A 17,042-nucleotide genomic window follows, 5' to 3' on the forward strand; every position below is an offset into this window, starting at 1 on the left:
TCCTCGGTGCTCCTGCTCGCCCAGGAGCCGCCCGCGCCGCCCAAGGTGGAGGCTCCGCCCCTGGACGCTGTGTGGCCCATCCTGATCGTGCTCGGCGCGGCCTGCGTCGGCGTGCTGTTCGAGGCGTTCCTGCCCCGGCACCAGCGCTGGCCGTTCCAGGTGGTGCTCACCCTGCTCGCGCTGGCGGGCGCGGGCGTGGTGCTCGCGATCTACCTCAGCGACGCGCCCGCGGCCGGTGAGCAGGCCATGTACGGCACGCTCGCGGTCGACCGGCCCGCGCTGTTCCTGTGGGGCACGCTGCTCGCGCTGTCGCTTGGCGCGGTGCTGATGATCGCCGACCGGTCCGTCGAGCCGGGCGGCGCGTTCGTCGCCAGCGCCGCGATCCGGCCCGGCACCGTCCAGGACCGCGCGCAGGTCGCCTCAACCGGCATGCAGACCGAGGTCTTCCCGCTGACGCTGTTCGCGCTCGGCGGCATGATGATCTTCTGCGCGGCCAACGACCTGCTGACCATGTTCATCGCGCTGGAAGTGCTGTCGCTGCCGCTATACCTGATGTGCGGCCTGGCCCGTCGTCGCCGCCTGCTCTCCCAGGAGGCCGCGGTCAAGTACTTCCTGCTCGGCGCGTTCGCCTCGGCGTTCTTCCTCTACGGCATCGCCCTGCTCTACGGCTACTCCGGCTCCGTGCGGCTCGCCGACATCGCCGCGTCCGCCGCGGGCAGCGACCGCTCTGACACGCTGCTGTTCGCGGGCATGGGCCTGTTGGTGGTCGGCCTGCTGTTCAAGGCGTCCGTCGGCCCGTTCCACACCTGGACCCCCGACGTCTACCAGGGCGCGCCGACCCCGGTCACCGCGTTCATGGCCGCCTGCACCAAGGTCGCCGCGTTCGGCGGCATCCTGCGCGTGCTGCAGGTCGCCTTCGAGTCGACCAACTGGGAATGGCGCGGCGTGCTGTGGGGCGTGGCCATCGTGTCCATGGTCATCGGCGCGATCCTCGGCCTCACCCAGACCGACGTGAAGCGCATGATCGCCTACTCGTCGGTGGCGCACGCGGGCTTCCTGCTGGTCGGTTCGATCGCGCTCACCGACAAGGGCCTGTCCGGCACGTTGTTCTACCTGCTCACCTACGGCTTCACCACGCTGGCCACGTTCGGCGTGATCAGCCTGGTCCGCGACTCCTCCGGCGAGGCCACCCACCTGTCGCAGTGGGCGGGCCTGGCGAAGCGGTCGCCGCTGGTCGCCGGGGTGTTCACCTTCCTGCTGCTCGCCCTCGCGGGCATCCCGCTGACCAGCGGGTTCGTCGGGAAGTTCGTGGTGTTCGAGGCCGCGATCGCCGATGGCATGGCCCCGCTGGTGGTGGTCGCGCTGGTCGCCTCCGCGGTCGCGGCGTTCTTCTACCTGCGGGTGATCGTGCTGATGTACTTCAGCGAGCCCGCCGCGGAAGGCCCCACGGTGACCGTGCCCGGCGCGTTCACCACCGCGGCCATCACCCTCGGCGTGCTGGTCACCCTGCTGCTCGGCATCGCCCCCGCGTTCGCGCTGGACTGGGCGGCAGGCGGAGTGTTCGCCATTCAGTAGTCCACCGCGCACAGCGCGTAAACCAAAGGCCACTTCCCGCTCGGCGGAAGTGGCCTTTGGTATATCCGGGGCACTCGCGTGTGGTTGGGCAAGTAGGCTCGATAGTCAAGAGCCACAGCTGACCAGGAGTGCCGCTGACGTGACTGCCACCGAGAACACCGGCGTTCCCGAGCTGCCCGCGTTCCTGGGGCTCGACGCCGCCGACCCGGACCTGCTCCACGCGGTCGGCGACGGGCTCACCCGGGTCGAGGACCTGTTGCGCAGCGTCGTGCACAGCGACGTCGACTTCGTCGACCAGGCCGCGCTGCACCTGGTCAAGGCCGGTGGCAAACGCTTCCGCCCGCTGTTCGCGCTGCTCGCCGCGCAGTTCAACACCGGCAACACCGACGAGGTCATCACCTCCGCCGCCGCCGTGGAACTAGTCCACCTGGCCACCCTCTACCACGACGACGTCATGGACGAGGCCACCATGCGCCGCGGTGACGCGAGCGCCAACGCCCGCTGGGACAACTCGGTCGCCATCCTCACCGGCGACTTCCTCTTCGCGCACGCCTCGATGCTCGTCGCCGACCTCGGCGCGCTGCCCACCCGGCTCATCGCGGAGACCATGCGCGAACTGGTCACCGGGCAGATGCGCGAAACAGTCGGCCCCGGCGACGACGACCCCATCACGCACTACCTGTCGGTCATCGACCAGAAGACCGGCTCCCTGATCGCTACCGCCGGGCGCTACGGCGGCATGTTCTCCGGCGCGTCGCCCGAGGAGATCGCCGCCCTGGTCCGGTTCGGCGAGATCATCGGCGCGGCCTTCCAGATCTCCGACGACGTCATCGACATCGCCTCACCGGCCGCCGAGTCCGGCAAGACCCCCGGCACCGACCTGCGCGAAGGCGTGCGCACCCTGCCCATGCTCTACGCGCTCGCCGACGACGCCGATCCCCGGTTGACGGAATTGCTCGCGGGCCCCATCTCCGACGACGCCGACATTGAGGACGCGCTCACTTTGCTGCGCAAGTCCCCCGGTCTTGAGCGCGCCCGCCAAACACTGGACGAATACGCCGACCGCGCCCACGCGGCCCTGGCCACCCTGCCCGCGTGCGCGGCACGCGAGGCCTTAGAACTTTTGACACGTTATGTAGTCGCCCGAACCCGATGAGAGACGATCACGGCAATATCTCGATCGGTAAATGTGACGTACCGATGAATTGCCCGGCACGCTGCCAGTGCCCGCTGTCGCCGCAGTAACCTCCCCTAGGCTTGGACAACCGGGTGCCGCGTCGAGGGGCGCGGACTGGAGGGAGACGTCGGCGATGCCGTTCTTCGGGCAGGTGTGGGTGTGGAGCCTCGCCGGTTTCCTGGTCGGTGCCCTGCTCTGCTGGGTGCTCATCGCCAACCCCGCCCGCAAGCGCGCAGCCGCCCTCGAACGCCAGCTCGCCGCGACCCGCAGGCGGCGTCCCGAGCCCCTTGCCGAGGACGACTACGACGACTACTCGTCGCCTGGCCACAGCCGCACTCTCGTCGCCCCCCACGGTGATTCGCGGGACTCCTACGACTCCCACGACTCCTATGACCGTGACGACCGCGATGACCACGACGATTACGCCGACGACGACCTCTCGGACCACTCGGACCACTCGGACCACCACCGCGACTACGCCGACGACGACCACGACGGCGACCGCGACGACCGCGATGTTTATGCCGACGAGCACGACGAGGGCGACGACGAAGCGGCCCAACGCGGCTCCCTGGTCCTGACCAGCCACGACGAGCCCCAGCCCGAAGCGGCCGAGGCCACCCAGTACATCCCCACCGCGAGGCGGGAGCCGGACCCCGACCGCTGGCAGTCGGACGAGCACCTCGTGGACGACCTCACTGACGAGGACGACCCGGAAACCGCCCACGAGATCACCCCCCGCACCCCCTACGACGACGGCCACGGCACGGTCTTCACCCAGCGCACCACCCCCATCCCCGCCGAGCTGATCCGCCGCATCGACGCGGAAGGCAAACCGGCCCGCGAAGACGCCCTGGTAGACGACCTGGACGACGACTTGGACGAGGTGCTCTCGGAGGACCTCCCCGACCTGGCCGAGGACAAGGGCTACGAGGGCACGCGCTCCGGCAAGGTCCCCGACGTCGGCGCCCTGGACACGTCCCCCCGTTTCCTCCACGCCGTCCTGGACGACGACACCGGAGAGTCCCCCCACTCCACCACCCCCGGCGACCACCCCACCGCCTACACCGCTTCACCAGACACCCCCACCCCCCACGGCGATGCACAGGACCCGCAGGCGGCCGCGCCAAGCGCCCCAGGTGACCAGTCCACGGCTTACCGCGCGTCGTCAAACGCGCCCGCCGACCAGCCCACCGCCTACAGCGCTCCGGCAGACGCCCATGGTGACCAGCCCACCGCCTACAGCGCTCCCGCGGGCGCGCACGGTGACCAGCCCACCGCCTACAGCGCTTCGCCAAGCGCCCCCACCGCTCACGGCGATTCGCAGGACCCGCAGGCCGCGGCGCACAGCGCTTCGCCCGGCGCCCACGCTGACCAACAGCCCTCTGGCGCTCCAGCCACCACCCGCGCCGACCAGCCCACGGTCTATTCCGCCCGCCCCGCCCACGGCGAACAGCCCGCCGCCTACTCCGCCTCGCTCACCGCCGGATCACCCCCCCAGCCCGACCAGCCCACCAGCGACCCGGCAGGCACAGAACACCCGACGCCCACCGCCACCTCGCCACGCACCACCCGCGGTGAGCAGTCCGCTGCCCAGCAGACCACTCCCACCGACCACACCTCCGCTGTCGGCGAGCCCACCACCGACACCCCCGCCGCTCACGCCGAGCAGACCACCATTTTCAGCGCACCCGCCGCCCCCGGCGATCCGTCGACCACCTCCGGTCGGCCTGCCAGCCACCTCGGCCAATCCGAAACGGACGCCGCTGCCGCTCGCGCGCAAACCGCCACCTTCGGCCGGTCAACCAGCCACTCGGATCAGCCCGGCACTGACGCGGCCGCCGCTCGCGGCGATCAGACCGCTACCTTCGGTCGGTCAGACCAGTCCGAACCCGACGCCGCTCGCGCGCAGACCGCCACTTTTGGCCGGTCGGCTAGCCACTCGGATGAGTCCCGGACTGGCGCGGCCGCGGCTCGCGGTGATCAGACCGCCACCTTCGGTCGATCGACCAGCCACCTGGATCAGTCCGACTCCGTCAACGCCCGCGGTGATCAGCCTGCCGCTTTCGGTTCGTCGTCCGCCGCACGCCCCGATCATCCGCCTGCCTTCGGGGGCCGTTCGGCAGGCCACCTGGAGCAGCCCCCCGCCGACCAGCCCGCCGCCGCAAGCCAGACCGCGGGCTTCGGCGGCTCGGCGACCGGGCAGCCCAAGCAGCCCACGGCGTCCGCCCGGAGCCTGCTGTCGCGGGCCTTCGGCTCGTCCTCCGCCCGTGCTGAGCAGGCCGAAGCGGCGCGCGGCGAGCAGTCGGGCGCCTTCAGTGGCTCAACCACCGGATACCTCGACCAGCCCACCCCCGCCGAGCAGTCGGCCGCGCGCTCCGGCCACTCGCCCGCGCCGAGCACGGGGGCTCGGGCCGCTGAGTCCGCGGGCGCTCCGCCGTTGCCGGTGCGGCAGCCTCGCGCGTTCCAGCCGGAGGAGCCCAACGGGCAGGCGGCGGACCGGCCCGCCAACGTGTTGCCGAAGCGCATTCCGTCCAAGCCGCAGAACCGGTTCCCGTTCGGGTCGCAGCAGGCCGCGGAAGCCCCGGCGGCGGCCCCGCAGCCGACGAAGTCCCCGGCGGTGGAGCCGTTCCCGGATGAGCCGGTGCGTGAGCGGTCCCTGTTCGAGCCGATCGTCGCCGCGGACGAGGCGCCCGCGCCGAAGGCCGCTCCGTTGCCCCCGCAGCGGTTGCGCGGCGCCCGTACGTTGCAGTCGACCTCCGCAGGCGCTGACCCGTTCGTGCCGCCCGGCCCGTTCGGGCCCGGGTCGGCGATGCCGTTGCCCGGGGGCCGGTCGCCGTCGAGCGAGTACACGATCAAGGCGAGTGTCACGGCGCTGCGCTACTGCTCCCCGGAGTCCCCGAAGTTCGACCGCACGATCGCCGAGGTGTGGTTCCGCTCGGTCGCCGATGCCGAACGAGTGGGGTTCCGGCCGCTGGCCTGAGTGGCGACTGGCAGTGGCGCGGCCCGGGGTGGTAGAAGACTGTCGGGCCACCGCCGGGGAGGTCCACGAGGAGGCCAGCCCGTTGCGTCGACCAGTTCTCTGGTGTCTGTTGTCGTTCCTCCTCGGTGCCTATGCCGCGTGGCGCTATCTCGCCGCCACCCGGCCCGCCGAGCCCGCCACAGCGCCCGCCGCGCCCACCACCCCGTGGCCGGACGACGCCCCCACCGGCCAGATCCCCGTCGTCCCCCAGGAACGCGAGGTCACCCGGGTCTTCGGCACCCTGGACGACGCCCTGTCCGCCGACGCGGCCCCCGCGGGCCCGGACGGCGCGGCCCCGTCCGACGAGTACACCGTCAAGGGCGCCCAGGGCCGCTTCCACACCACCGAGTCCCCTGACTACCCGACTGTCCGGGCCACGGTCTGGTTCAAGACCACCACCGACGCCGAGCGCGCCGGTTTCACCCCCTGGCACGGCTGACGGCTTAACGCGCGAGGCCCCGATCCGGTGACCGGATCGGGGCCTCGCGCGTTGTCGGGGTCAGCTCACACGACGGTCCAGGTGTCCTTGCCGCGCAGCAGGGACTGGAGGTCGGCGGGCTTGCTGGCCTTGGCGTCCTCGACCTGGGCGCGGGCGAGGTCGTCGTAGGTGGGGCGGGCCACCGAGCGGAACACGCCGGTCACGGTGTGGCTGAGGTCCTGGGCGGACAGCCGCGACAGCGCGAACGCGTACGACGGGTCGGGGGTGTGCGCGTCGTGCACGACGATCGCGTCTTCGCCGACCTCGCTGACCTTCGCCACGTCGAGCGACCCGAAGCCGGACCGGACGACCCCGTACTCGCCGTCGGCCCCGAAGCGGATCGGCTTGCCGTGCTCCAGGTTGACCAGCCGCTGGGCCGCCTCGCCCGGCTCCTTGAGCACGTCGAACGCGCCGTCGTTGAAGATCGGGCAGTTCTGGTAGATCTCGACCAGGGCCGAGCCGCGGTGCTCGGCGGCCTGGCGCAGGACCTCGGTGAGGCCCTTGCGGTCGCTGTCGAGCGCGCGGCCGACGAACGTGGCCTCCGCGCCCAGGGCCAGCGACACCGGGTTGAACGGGTGGTCCAGCGAGCCCATCGGGGTCGACTTGGTGATCTTCCCGGTCTCGGAGGTCGGCGAGTACTGCCCCTTGGTCAGCCCGTAGATCCGGTTGTTGAACAGCAGGATCTTCAGGTTCACGTTGCGGCGCAGGGTGTGGATCAGGTGGTTGCCGCCGATGGAGAGCGCGTCGCCGTCGCCGGTGACGACCCAGACCGACAGGTCCGGGCGGGCGGTGGCCAGGCCGGTCGCGATGGCCGGGGCGCGCCCGTGGATCGAGTGCATCCCGTAGGTGTTCATGTAGTACGGGAAGCGCGACGAGCAGCCGATGCCGGAGACGAAGACGATGTTCTCCCGCTTGAGCCCAAGCGACGGCAGGAACGACTGCACCGCGTTGAGCACCACGTAGTCGCCGCAGCCTGGGCACCAGCGGACTTCCTGGTCGGACTTGTAGTCCTTGGCTTTCTGCGGCTCGTCGGTAGTCGGCACGCCCGCGAGGCCGCTGAGACCAGGCAAGCCCAAGTCGATCGCGGTCATGCGGCATCGACCCCCTTCACGATGTCAGTGAGCACGTCCTGCAGCTCCTCAGCCTTGAACGGGAGACCGGCGACCTTGGTGTAGCTGATGACATCCACCAGGTACTTGCCCCGTAGCAACAACGCAAGCTGGCCCAGGTTCATTTCCGGGACCACGACCTTGTCGTAGGACTTGAGCACGTCGCCGAGGTTCTTCGGGAACGGGTTGAGGTTGCGCAGGTGCGCCTGCGCGACCGCGTGGCCGAGCTTGCGCACCCGGCGGGCCGCGGCGCCGATCGGGCCGTAGGACGAGCCCCAGCCCAGCACCAGCACCCGCGCCTTGCCGGACGGGTCGTCCACGGTCAGGTCGGGGACCTCGATGCCGTCGATCTTGGCCTGGCGCAGCCGGACCATGCGGTCGTGGTTGTCCGGGTCGTAGGAGATGTTGCCCGAGCCGTCGGCCTTCTCCAGGCCGCCGATGCGGTGTTGCAGGCCGGGGGTGCCGGGTACCGCCCACGCCCGTGCCAGCGTCTCCTGGTCGCGCAGGTATGGCCAGAACGTGCCGTCCGGGGCGTTGGGCTCGGTGGCGAACTCGACGCTGAGGTCGGGCAGGTCCGCGATGTCGGGGATGAGCCAGGGCTCGGAGCCGTTGGCGATCGCGCCGTCGGAGAGCAGCAGCACCGGCGTGCGGTACTTGAGCGCCATGTGGGTGGCTTCGATGGCCGCGGCGAAGCAGTCGGCTGGCGACTGCGGCGCGACGACCGGCACCGGCGACTCGCCGTTGCGGCCGAACATGGCCTGCAGCAGGTCGGCCTGCTCGGTCTTGGTGGGCAGACCGGTCGACGGGCCGCCGCGCTGCACGTCGATCACCAGCAGCGGCAGCTCGGTCATCACGCCGAGGCCGATGGTCTCGGACTTGAGCGCGACACCGGGTCCGGAGGTGCTGGTGACGCCAAGCGCGCCGCCGTAGCTGGCGCCCAGGGCGGCGCAGATGCCCGCGATCTCGTCTTCCGCTTGGAAGGTGGTGATGCCGAACTGCTTGTACTTCGACAGCTCGTGCAGGATGTCCGAGGCCGGGGTGATCGGGTAGGTGCCCAGCAGCACCGGCAGCTTCGCCTGCTGCCCGGCGGCGACGATGCCGTAGGCCAGGGCCGTGTTGCCGGTGATCTGGCGGTAGGTGCCGGTGGCCAGCTTCGCGGGGGCGACCTGGTAGGTGACGGCGAACGCCTCGGTGGTCTCGCCGTAGTAGTAGCCCGCGCGGAACGCGAGCACGTTGGCCTCGGCGATCTCGGGCTTCTTGGCGAACTTCTCGCGCAGGAACCGCTCGGTGCCCTCGGTCGGCCGGTGGTACATCCACGACAGCAGGCCGAGCGCGAACATGTTCTTGCAGCGCTCGGCGTCCTTCTTGCCCAGGCCGGTCTCGGCGAGCGCGCCCTGGGTCAGCGTGGCCATGGCGACCTGGTGGACCTGGTAGGGGGCCAGCGAGTCGTCGTCGAGGGGGTTGGCGTCGTAGCCGACCTTGACCAGGTTGCGCTTGACGAACTCGTCGGTGTTGACGATCAGCGTGCCGCCCGCGGGCAGGTCGGCGATGTTGGCCTTGAGGGCGGCGGGGTTCATCGCCACCAGCACGTCGGGGCGGTCGCCGGGGGTGAGGATGTCGTAGTCGGCGAAGTGCACCTGGAAGCTGGAGACACCGGGGATGGTGCCCTGTGGTGCGCGGATCTCCGCGGGGAAGTTGGGCATGGTCGACAGGTCGTTGCCGAACGCGGCCGCCTCCGAGGTGAAGCGGTCGCCGGTGAGCTGCATGCCGTCACCGGAGTCACCGGCGAATCGGATGACGACCCGGTCGAGTTTCACCCCGCCTGGTCGGGCAGATCCGGCAGCGTCGCCGTCCACTCGTGTGCTCATGAGCTCGCCGATCCCTCTCTCCTGACGCCGACTTGGGCCACGGCCTGGCTCCCGCCGAGTCGGCCGGAGCGCCGCGGCTCGCGCCCGAGGGTAGTCTCCGCCCTCTGGAGCGCGGCTGGTTGTGCTCTGTTGAGCGTTCACCAGCACGGCACCGGCCGACCTGTTGTTTCCCACTTTTCACGGTAGGCATCGCGATGGCGTGAGCCGCCGCAACGCGCTACAGATCACAGCCCGGCGCCGTGACCGGCACAAGTATCGGTCACGGGCCTGACGTCGACCTGATTTTAGTGTAACCCGGGGTTACAGCTATCCCGAAGAGTGGGCCAGGCTTTCTCTCTGTGTGGATACTCTCGTCCGCTTAAGGGGTGCTTGTCGGGTTCCCGGAGATCCGCGCCTTCATGCTGGCCAGCAGCTCGGCGAAGGCGGGCGAGGCCATCGAGTCGACCTGGGCGACGAGCTCGGTCTCCACGGCGTCGCCGTGGTCGGTCAAGGCCGCCGTCGTCCGCAGAGTTCGCTTGATCGACAGCACCAGTTCACGCGGTCCCGCCGCCGCGGGCGCGGCCAGCGCCACCGCCGCGTCCACCAGCGCGGCGTGGTCCCCCTCGACGGTCCCCACCGTCAGCCCGACCCGCAGCGCCTCGGCTGCGTCGGGGATTTGCTTGAACAGCGTCATCGCCGTGGCCGTCTGCGGCCCCACGAGCCGTTGCAGCATCCAGGTCATCCCGCCGCCCGGGTGGATGCCCAACTGGAGGAACCGCGCGTCGAACCGCGCCTTGGGCCCGGCCAACCGCACGTCGGCGGCCAGCGCGAGGTTCAGCCCGGCCCCGACCGCGGCCCCGCCCACGGCGGCGATCGTCGGCAGCGAGCAGCGCGCGACCGCCAAGAACCCCGCGTAGATGCCCCGCAGCCCCTCTTCCCGCGACTCCCCGAGCACCGACAGGTCGGCTCCCGCGCAGAACGCGGGCGGCGCCCCCGTGACGACGATCGCCGACACCCCCGGATCCCCCTCGCACTCGGCGACGAGCGAAGCCAGCCGAGCCGACATGGACAGCGTCAACGCGTTGCGCCGGTCGGGATCGTTGAGCGTGATGACGGCGACGCCGTCGCGCCGCTCCAGGAGAACATCAGTCATGACGGCGACCCTAGGGCGTGTCCGGAGCGGGCGGCCGCTCCAGCAGTGTGGAGAGCACCACGGTGGACACCGTTCGCGACACCATGTCCACGGCCCGCAACCGCTCCAGCGCGTCCTCCAAATGGTGGATGTCCGCGGCCCGCAGATGCACGATCGCGTCGGCGGCCCCGGACACGGTGTACGCGGCCACCACCTCCGGCAACGGCTCCAACCGCTGCCGAATCCGATCCGGCGACACGTTCCCCTGGCAGTGCACCTCCACGAACGCCTCGGTCCCCCACCCCAGGGCCTCCGGATTCACCACCGCCGTGAACCCCCGCAGCACCCCCGTCTCCAATAGCCGATCCACCCGCCGCTTCACCGCGGGCGCGGACAGCGACACCGCCTTACCGATCTCGGCGTAGCTGGACCGAGCATCAGCCACCAGCCGCGAAACGATTCGTTGATCTATGACGTCCACACGCAACATTCTGCCGGTAGAACGGCGTCAAAACGGCATTGTCGACAGGATTCCCGCCACTTACATTTCGATCCATGACGTCCGTCCAGGTTCGCCCTGCCCCGCCGATCACCCGCAGGTACCTGATGTGCGAACCCCGCCACTTCCGGGTCGACTACGCCATCAACCCCTGGATGGACCCGACCCGCCCAGTGGACACGGCGAAGGCCGTCACCCAGTGGACGGCGCTCAAGCAGACCTACGAGCGCCTAGGCCACCAGGTGGACCTGATCACCCCCCACCCGGCCCTCCCCGACATGGTCTTCGCGGCCAACGCGGCAACAGTCATCGACGGTGTGGTCCTCGGCGCCCGCTTCCGCGCCCCCCAACGCGCCCCTGAAGCGGACCTCTACCGCACCTGGTTCCTCACCCACGGCTACCGCACAGTGGTGATGCCCACCCACACCAACGAGGCCGAAGGCGACTTCACCTGGACTGGCGACCTCCTCCTGGCAGGCACCGGCTTCCGCACCGACCCCGGCGCCCACACCGAAGCCCAAGAGGTCCTCGGCGTCCCCGTGGTTTCCCTGCACCTAGTAGATCCCCGCTACTACCACCTGGACGTAGCCCTGTTCGTCCTCACTGAAGCCACCCTCACCACCCGAGCCACCATCGCGTACTACCCGGACGCCTTCACCCCAGGCACCCAACGCCTACTCCGCCGCCTCTACCCGGACGCGGTGATAGCCACCGAAGAAGACGCCACCTGCCTAGGCCTCAACGCCGTCTCCGACGGCCACAACGTCATCCTCCCCACCGAGGCCACCCACCTGGCGACCGAACTACTCGCCCGAGGCTACGAACCCCACTTCGTGGACATCTCCGAACTCCGCAAATCCGGCGGCGGCCCCAAATGCTGCACGATGGAACTCCGGGGATAAATCCGTCACTGTAAGTGACTCTCGCGTCAGCAGGGACAGGCTCTAATTTGTCCCATGACCTGCGAAGATCGACACAAGACCGGTCGATGGTCGTCTGTGACTGTCCGTCGAGAACCAGGGCCGAATGTGGCTCGCCACGGAACCATCACGGAACGGCGAAACGGCTCCCAGGTGATCACCCGGAAGCCGTTTCCACCCACTCTACCTGCGTCGATGTTCACGACAGCCAATCGTCAATCCGGCTGTTCGAGGCGTCCCGCTGCCCGTCGAGGCACTTCGCGTAGACCTTCAACAGCACATCGACCGTGTGCCCAGCCCGCTCGGCGACCTCAGCCACCGGCACTCCAGCCGCCAGCCAGGTCGACACCGCCGCGTGCCGAAGGTCATACGGCCGCTTCGCCAGCGGAGACCGAGCCTGCTACGGTGACAGCCCGATGAGCCGAGCCCGCTTCCACGCATCGGTGTAGACCGCAGGCGTCACTGGCTCCCCCTTCTCCTGCCCGCGGAACAGGCGCCCGTCCCAGGTCACCCCGAACCGGTCGATGTGCTCCCGCAAAATCGCAACGAGCTGGGGCGGAATCGGCACCACCCGCACCGCCCCCGCAGCCCGCCGCTTCAACGCCCGTTCCTCCCACCGCTCCCCGGAGTCGGTATACCGAGCCGCGGAGAGCGACGCCGACTGCGACAGCACCAACTCACCCCACCCGGAATCCGGGAGCTTGCAGTCCTGCTCCAAGAGCCGGTTCGCCTCAGCAGGCCGCAGCGCCGCGTAGTACATCGAGGCGAAGAACCCATAGAGGTAGTCGTATCGGCCACCCCGCCCATGCCGCCCGACATAGGTCACTCCGGCAAACAGTTGCCGAGCCTGAGCCGGGTTCACCACCACCCGAGGGTCAACCTCCGGATTCCCCTTAGCCCGACTTGACTTGATCCCCGTCAGTGGATTCCGCCCCAACTCTCCAAGCTCCACCGCCAGCGACAACGCGTGATGCAACGTCCCCCGCCGAGTCCGAGCCGTCCAGGCCGCGGCGGGCTTGCCATTCAGATTCAGCCCCAACGCCCGCAGCAGATTCGCCATCTCCACTTTGTCGGCCAGCTCGGACACCGGCCGAGAGTGCTTCACGATCCACTCGGCGACTTCCGCCGACTGCGCATCCGGCTTGCGCGCATTCGTGGGAAGCAGGCACGTCGTCAACACCCGCCGCACCACCAGCGGATCAGGAGCCGACCGCGACTCCACCAGGAACGCGCCCACAGCCGTAGCCAGATTGTCGACGTACCGGCGCCTGGTGTTCGCCGCAGCGTCCGACCACTCAATGTCGATGAAGCGTTGAACGACCTGCAGCAACGTCCGGCTGTTCGCCTCCCGGTACAGCGTCTCCGGAAGTCCGCTGTCGATATCGAACGCCTCACCGCGGTTGGCCGCCGCCTGCAACTTCCCCAGGTGGTTCGTCGCCAGCGCCTTCGTCCGGAACCACTCCGAATGCTCCCGCCCAGCCGTCACCCAGCGCACCCCGAACGGCCGAGGCACCTTCGCCCCGTCAGCCCGACTCGCCCGGGTCTTGATAGCCCAGAACCGAACCTGGTGGGTCGGCCTCATGCCGCACCCCGCCATTGCGCGGCGATCCAGTCGTGTAGCCCCGACTCAGGGAACCGCAGGTGACCGTTGGGCAGCTTGAAAGCCGGGGGAGCGGCGTTGATCTCCCGCCACTCGTACAACGTGTCCCGGCTGATCCCCAGGTACTCACACAGTTCCGCCGTGCTGAACAGCTTCTCGAACTTCTCCTGCGTCATAGCTCCCCCTCAGGCCGCGGTTGCTGAAACATCTGCCGCGAGCAACGCCGCGTCGTATTCGGCTCTCCATCGGATGCGTTCGGATATGGCGTGCATGAGCAGGTGTGCGCGTGGCGGCACGGTTGGGTCGCCTGGTTTGACCTTGTGCCAGACCAGGCGTGTCCGGTCGGGTTCGGGCTTCTCGATGCCGACTGCGGCGAGGGCCTGGACTACGAACGCTTTCCGGTCGGCCCGGTGGTCGGCGAGGGTCTTTCCAGACCATTTGCGCGATACGAGGACCCGTCGACCTGGGAGGCCGAGGGTTGTTCGCCGATGGGCGCGGCCCTTGCAGTGCCCTGGGGTTGTCTTGCTTGTGCATCCCAGTGGCTGGATGCCGTAGAGCAGCCAGACCGCGCAGCGGGGTGAGCAGGGGGTGATGCTCAGTTCCTGGTGCAGGCGGTCGTGGTGTGCCCGTTGGCGGTCGGTGCCGGATTCGATGACTTCACCGGTGGATTTGGTGAGGTACTTGGTGAGGTATCCGATGTGGCGTCCGGCTTGTTCGGTGCCGCCGAGGATGCCTTTGGAGTGCACCTGTGCCCCGAAGGTGGAGACGTGCGCCGGGTGTTGGACGTTGTCGAGCGCGTCGGCCCATGGGGTCAGCGGTTCCCGGGTGTCGGGGTCCACGAACCGTTCCCCGTCCCAGGTGGGGACCTTGTTCCCGGTGTAGGTGAGTTCGTCGTGGGGTGGCCACCAGACTTGCAGGTAGGTGGCCGCGGTGACCTGTCGGAGCACGTCGTGTGGGATGGAGCCGCGGATCGCGGTGTGCAGGTGCGGCGCCGCTCGTTTCTGTGGTTCGACGGTGGCGAAGTACTGCACGTCCCAGCCGACGACGCGGCGCAGGTTCTGCCACCACCGGTCGATCAGGGAGGCGAAGTGCACCGCGTCCCGAGCCGCCCGCCGGTAGTCGTACCGCCCAGGGTTGACCGGTGTCCCATCAGGGCGGACCGGCCCATAGCTGTCGCAGGTGAGGGTGACGAACATCGAGGGCCGGAACCCGCCCGCGTACTCCCGCCCCACGGTGCGCTTCTCCACTTTGCGGCGGGGCAGGTTCGGCGCGTCCTGCCGCCGCCTGGTCGACCGTTTCGGTGCCCGCTTGCCGGGCCTGTCTGGTGAGGGCAGCCGTCCACGGACCCCGAGTGCCCGTAGTTCGTCATCGACGGAGCGGATTTCCTCTCGCAGCTCGTCCGCGTGCCCCGCCTGGCCTTCCTCGACAGCGGCCCGGTATTCGGTGACGAGATCGGCCCGGAACTCCATCAACTGGGTTTGTTCCCGGGTGGGTGGGGTTGTGTCGAAGACGGGTTCGTCGGCCAGGTGCCAGCCCTCGCGGCACTGGACCATCCGCAGCGCCCGAGCTTTGCGAGCGCACGGCCCGCACACCGATTCCACTGTGGACCCGCACGGGACCGGGACATGCCGCAGCTCCCCGGAGTCGAGGTCGCCGACCTCCATCGTGAACGGCCGGACACAGACCCCGTACTTCTCCGCCGTCGCGGTCACCACATCCAGCACCAGCGGTTGGCGCATCCGCTCCGCCCGTGTCCCACCGGGCACCGATACAGGCGCGGTCATGCCGCCACCCCCGGAACATCGGCGGCCCAGGCCCGCAGCACGGACAGGCCCACGCTCTGCCGCCCGCCAGGCTGCAAGTCGCCGAACACAGCCGGGTCATGGTCGACGCTGTCGTACACCCGAACCGAGGTCCCGTCCGACAGCGCGCCCGCCACGTCGAGGTGCACCGTTTCCCCGTGGGGGACACGCCACACGTGCGCGGTGACGTCGGTGAGGGTGCCCGCCCACCGCACCAGCGCCGCAGCCGTGGCCGTGAAGGACCCGCCCGGAAGCTGGACGACTACCTGTTCTTCGCTGTAGGTCCGGGCTTCCACCGACACGACTTCCGGCAGGTCGTGGGTGCTCATGTGGTCGGTGACGGCATGGAGCGCGTCGATGATCGCGGTCATGCCGCCTCACCCCTGCTCGGAAGCTCGACAACAGCCGCCTCGATCACCGGTTGCCCCGTGACGTATCCGACGAGCTGGGCCAGGTCGTCATCGGTGACATGGAAGGCCCGTGCCCGCACCGGTTCCCGCTTGCCGTCCTCCTTGACCCAGGCCACCCCAGGTGTGTGCTCGCTGATCTCATGCGCGGCGGCACCGCGTTGGCGCACGCCGTCGCCGAGAACCATGTCGACCTGCGCGGGTTCGTCCAGCCGCATCGCAATGCGGGTGGAGAACAGGTGCCGGAATCCGATGATCTTCTTGCGCGGGTCCTGCAACAGCCCCAGCACGCACACCCCCGGAGCCCGCCCCTGGGAGGTGATGGCCTGCACCGCCCGCACCGCGCGATCCCGCAACCCCTTGTCGGTCTGGTACGCGATCACGTCGGCCAGCTCATCGACCACCAGCAGCAGGAACGGGTCCCCGGTGTTCGGTGACCACGAGCGCCGCAGCCCCCGGTAGGACCCGGCCCGCCGCTTCACCTCTACGGCGAGTTCTTCGAGCATGACCACGGCCTCTTCACCGTTGTCGTAGACGACCCGGTGGAACACGTGCGGCGCCTGCCCCAACTCCATGCCGCCCTTGGGGTCGATCCCGTACAGCCGCACTAGCCCCGCTCGGATCGCGGGAGCCAGCGCCCGAACCACCGACCACAGCAACGAGCCTTTACCGGCCCCGGAGACACCGACCACCAACACGTGGGTCCCGAGCAGCCGCAGCCGCAACGGCCTACCCGTCTCGGTGCGGCCCACGACCAGGCGCTTGAGATCCACCGACGCCGGGTTCTCCGACAACACCGGGGCAGGCACGGCAGCGGCCAACGGGTCGGAGTGGATCAGGTCCAGCTCGATCGTTCCCGGCCGAACCACCCGCACCCGGCACGAGTTCGCCCGGAACGAGTGCGCCAACCCCGACGCGCGCAGTTCCCACTGCTCAGGTGCCTGACCCTTGACCATCCGGACCCTCACACAGTCCCGCCAGCCCTGCGCCCGAACCCTGCCCAACCTGGGCCGATACTCCCGGCCGCGCTTGTCCTTCACCAAATCCGACAAGCGCATCACCGAACGCCACTGGCAGGAATACACCCAGAACCGGCGCATCTCGGTGCGGGGGAGGGCCAGGGCGTAGCGCTCGAAAGTGTCGGGCCACCAGTACCACCAGGCCGAGAACCCGACCAGCAACACACCACCAATCACCGTCACCGCCCACTCGCCGACCGTGGCCCAACCCCACACCACCAGCACCAACACCGTCACGGCCAACGGATACCGGCGGATCACCTTGCCCGCCTGCCAGACCAGCCAGCAGGCAACCCACAGGGTTGCGAACGGCAGCAGGGCGACCTTCGCCCCGGTCGGCAGCATCGTCCACCACGGCAACCTAGGACGTGACACCTCCAACGGCGCCGGGTCCACCCAACGGGAACCTTCCTTGCGCCCCATCAGAACCCACCCCCGCTACGCCGACCGGTGGA

The 17,042-nt window shown here is 69.5% G+C and carries 14 protein-coding genes; 5 read left to right on the forward strand and 9 right to left on the reverse strand.

Annotated elements, in window-relative coordinates:
* The first annotated feature begins 6 nt into the window (after positions 1 to 6).
* The 4 genes from nuoN (at position 7) to ACZ6SD_RS15250 (ending at position 6,213) form a co-directional block, all read left to right on the forward strand.
* Positions 7 to 1,575 (forward strand): NADH-quinone oxidoreductase subunit NuoN, encoded by a 1,569-nt coding sequence (gene nuoN, locus ACZ6SD_RS15235; RefSeq protein ID WP_465317654.1) that lies wholly within the window; start codon positions 7 to 9, stop codon positions 1,573 to 1,575.
* Positions 1,576 to 1,714: 139 nt separating this feature from the next.
* Positions 1,715 to 2,731: a polyprenyl synthetase family protein gene (locus ACZ6SD_RS15240; protein ID WP_465317557.1), complete on the forward strand. Its 1,017-nt coding sequence runs from the start codon at positions 1,715 to 1,717 to the stop codon at positions 2,729 to 2,731.
* 154 nt (positions 2,732 to 2,885) lie between these two features.
* A complete protein-coding gene (locus tag ACZ6SD_RS15245) occupies positions 2,886 to 5,735 on the forward strand; it encodes a sunset domain-containing protein (protein WP_465317558.1) in 2,850 nt (949 codons plus the stop codon).
* A 109-nt stretch (positions 5,736 to 5,844) separates the two neighbouring features.
* Positions 5,845 to 6,213, forward strand: coding sequence for a sunset domain-containing protein (locus tag ACZ6SD_RS15250; RefSeq protein ID WP_465317559.1), 369 nt, complete (start codon positions 5,845 to 5,847; stop codon positions 6,211 to 6,213).
* A 65-nt stretch (positions 6,214 to 6,278) separates the two neighbouring features.
* Here ACZ6SD_RS15250 and ACZ6SD_RS15255 read toward each other — a convergent pair whose 3' ends face one another.
* From ACZ6SD_RS15255 to ACZ6SD_RS15270, 4 genes are all read right to left on the reverse strand, one after another.
* A complete protein-coding gene (locus ACZ6SD_RS15255; RefSeq protein WP_465317560.1) occupies positions 6,279 to 7,343 on the reverse strand; it encodes a 2-oxoacid:ferredoxin oxidoreductase subunit beta in 1,065 nt (354 codons plus the stop codon).
* Entirely contained in the window at positions 7,340 to 9,229 is a 1,890-nt protein-coding gene (locus ACZ6SD_RS15260; RefSeq protein WP_465317561.1) for a 2-oxoacid:acceptor oxidoreductase subunit alpha, read from the reverse strand. The genes ACZ6SD_RS15255 and ACZ6SD_RS15260 overlap by 4 nt, the downstream gene beginning before the upstream one ends.
* A gap of 358 nt (positions 9,230 to 9,587) precedes the next feature.
* On the reverse strand, positions 9,588 to 10,361 hold the full coding sequence (locus tag ACZ6SD_RS15265) for an enoyl-CoA hydratase (RefSeq protein WP_465317562.1): 774 nt from the start codon (positions 10,359 to 10,361) through the stop codon (positions 9,588 to 9,590).
* A 10-nt stretch (positions 10,362 to 10,371) separates the two neighbouring features.
* Positions 10,372 to 10,821, reverse strand: a complete 450-nt coding sequence (locus ACZ6SD_RS15270) for an Lrp/AsnC family transcriptional regulator (RefSeq protein ID WP_465317563.1) — start codon at positions 10,819 to 10,821, stop codon at positions 10,372 to 10,374.
* Between the two features lie 74 nt (positions 10,822 to 10,895).
* On the opposite strand from ACZ6SD_RS15270, the gene ddaH reads away from it, so the two are divergent.
* A complete protein-coding gene (gene ddaH, locus ACZ6SD_RS15275; protein WP_465317564.1) occupies positions 10,896 to 11,741 on the forward strand; it encodes a dimethylargininase in 846 nt (281 codons plus the stop codon).
* Positions 11,742 to 12,159: 418 nt separating this feature from the next.
* Here the strand turns inward: ddaH and ACZ6SD_RS15280 are convergent, their stop codons facing one another.
* The 5 genes from ACZ6SD_RS15280 to ACZ6SD_RS15300 are packed head-to-tail and all read right to left on the reverse strand — an operon-like array spanning position 12,160 to position 16,932.
* A complete protein-coding gene (locus tag ACZ6SD_RS15280) occupies positions 12,160 to 13,341 on the reverse strand; it encodes an integrase (RefSeq protein WP_465317565.1) in 1,182 nt (393 codons plus the stop codon).
* Entirely contained in the window at positions 13,338 to 13,535 is a 198-nt protein-coding gene (locus tag ACZ6SD_RS15285; protein ID WP_465317566.1) for a helix-turn-helix transcriptional regulator, read from the reverse strand. Before ACZ6SD_RS15285 ends, ACZ6SD_RS15280 begins: the two co-directional genes overlap by 4 nt.
* A gap of 9 nt (positions 13,536 to 13,544) precedes the next feature.
* Entirely contained in the window at positions 13,545 to 15,143 is a 1,599-nt protein-coding gene (locus ACZ6SD_RS15290) for a replication initiator (protein ID WP_465317567.1), read from the reverse strand.
* Positions 15,140 to 15,532, reverse strand: coding sequence for a hypothetical protein (locus ACZ6SD_RS15295; protein ID WP_465317568.1), 393 nt, complete (start codon positions 15,530 to 15,532; stop codon positions 15,140 to 15,142). Before ACZ6SD_RS15295 ends, ACZ6SD_RS15290 begins: the two co-directional genes overlap by 4 nt.
* Complete coding sequence (locus tag ACZ6SD_RS15300; protein ID WP_465317569.1) at positions 15,529 to 16,932, reverse strand: FtsK/SpoIIIE domain-containing protein; 1,404 nt, start codon at positions 16,930 to 16,932, stop codon at positions 15,529 to 15,531. Before ACZ6SD_RS15300 ends, ACZ6SD_RS15295 begins: the two co-directional genes overlap by 4 nt.
* Positions 16,933 to 17,042: the final 110 nt, after the last annotated feature.

Source organism: Actinokineospora sp. NPDC051303 (genome assembly GCF_055586285.1).

What these genes read in the sequence shown, in the direction of transcription:
- ACZ6SD_RS15245 (WP_465317558.1), top strand. Translation starts at nt 2,886, where the DNA reads ATGCCGTTCTTCGGGCAGGTGTGGGTGTGGAGCCTCGCCGGTTTCCTG.
- ACZ6SD_RS15255 (WP_465317560.1), bottom strand. Translation starts at nt 7,343, where the DNA reads ATGACCGCGATCGACTTGGGCTTGCCTGGTCTCAGCGGCCTCGCGGGC.
- ACZ6SD_RS15260 (WP_465317561.1), bottom strand. Translation starts at nt 9,229, where the DNA reads ATGAGCACACGAGTGGACGGCGACGCTGCCGGATCTGCCCGACCAGGC.
- ACZ6SD_RS15265 (WP_465317562.1), bottom strand. Translation starts at nt 10,361, where the DNA reads ATGACTGATGTTCTCCTGGAGCGGCGCGACGGCGTCGCCGTCATCACG.
- ddaH (WP_465317564.1), top strand. Translation starts at nt 10,896, where the DNA reads ATGACGTCCGTCCAGGTTCGCCCTGCCCCGCCGATCACCCGCAGGTAC.
- ACZ6SD_RS15280 (WP_465317565.1), bottom strand. Translation starts at nt 13,341, where the DNA reads ATGAGGCCGACCCACCAGGTTCGGTTCTGGGCTATCAAGACCCGGGCG.
- ACZ6SD_RS15285 (WP_465317566.1), bottom strand. Translation starts at nt 13,535, where the DNA reads ATGACGCAGGAGAAGTTCGAGAAGCTGTTCAGCACGGCGGAACTGTGT.
- ACZ6SD_RS15290 (WP_465317567.1), bottom strand. Translation starts at nt 15,143, where the DNA reads ATGACCGCGCCTGTATCGGTGCCCGGTGGGACACGGGCGGAGCGGATG.
- ACZ6SD_RS15295 (WP_465317568.1), bottom strand. Translation starts at nt 15,532, where the DNA reads ATGACCGCGATCATCGACGCGCTCCATGCCGTCACCGACCACATGAGC.
- ACZ6SD_RS15300 (WP_465317569.1), bottom strand. Translation starts at nt 16,932, where the DNA reads ATGCTGCCGACCGGGGCGAAGGTCGCCCTGCTGCCGTTCGCAACCCTG.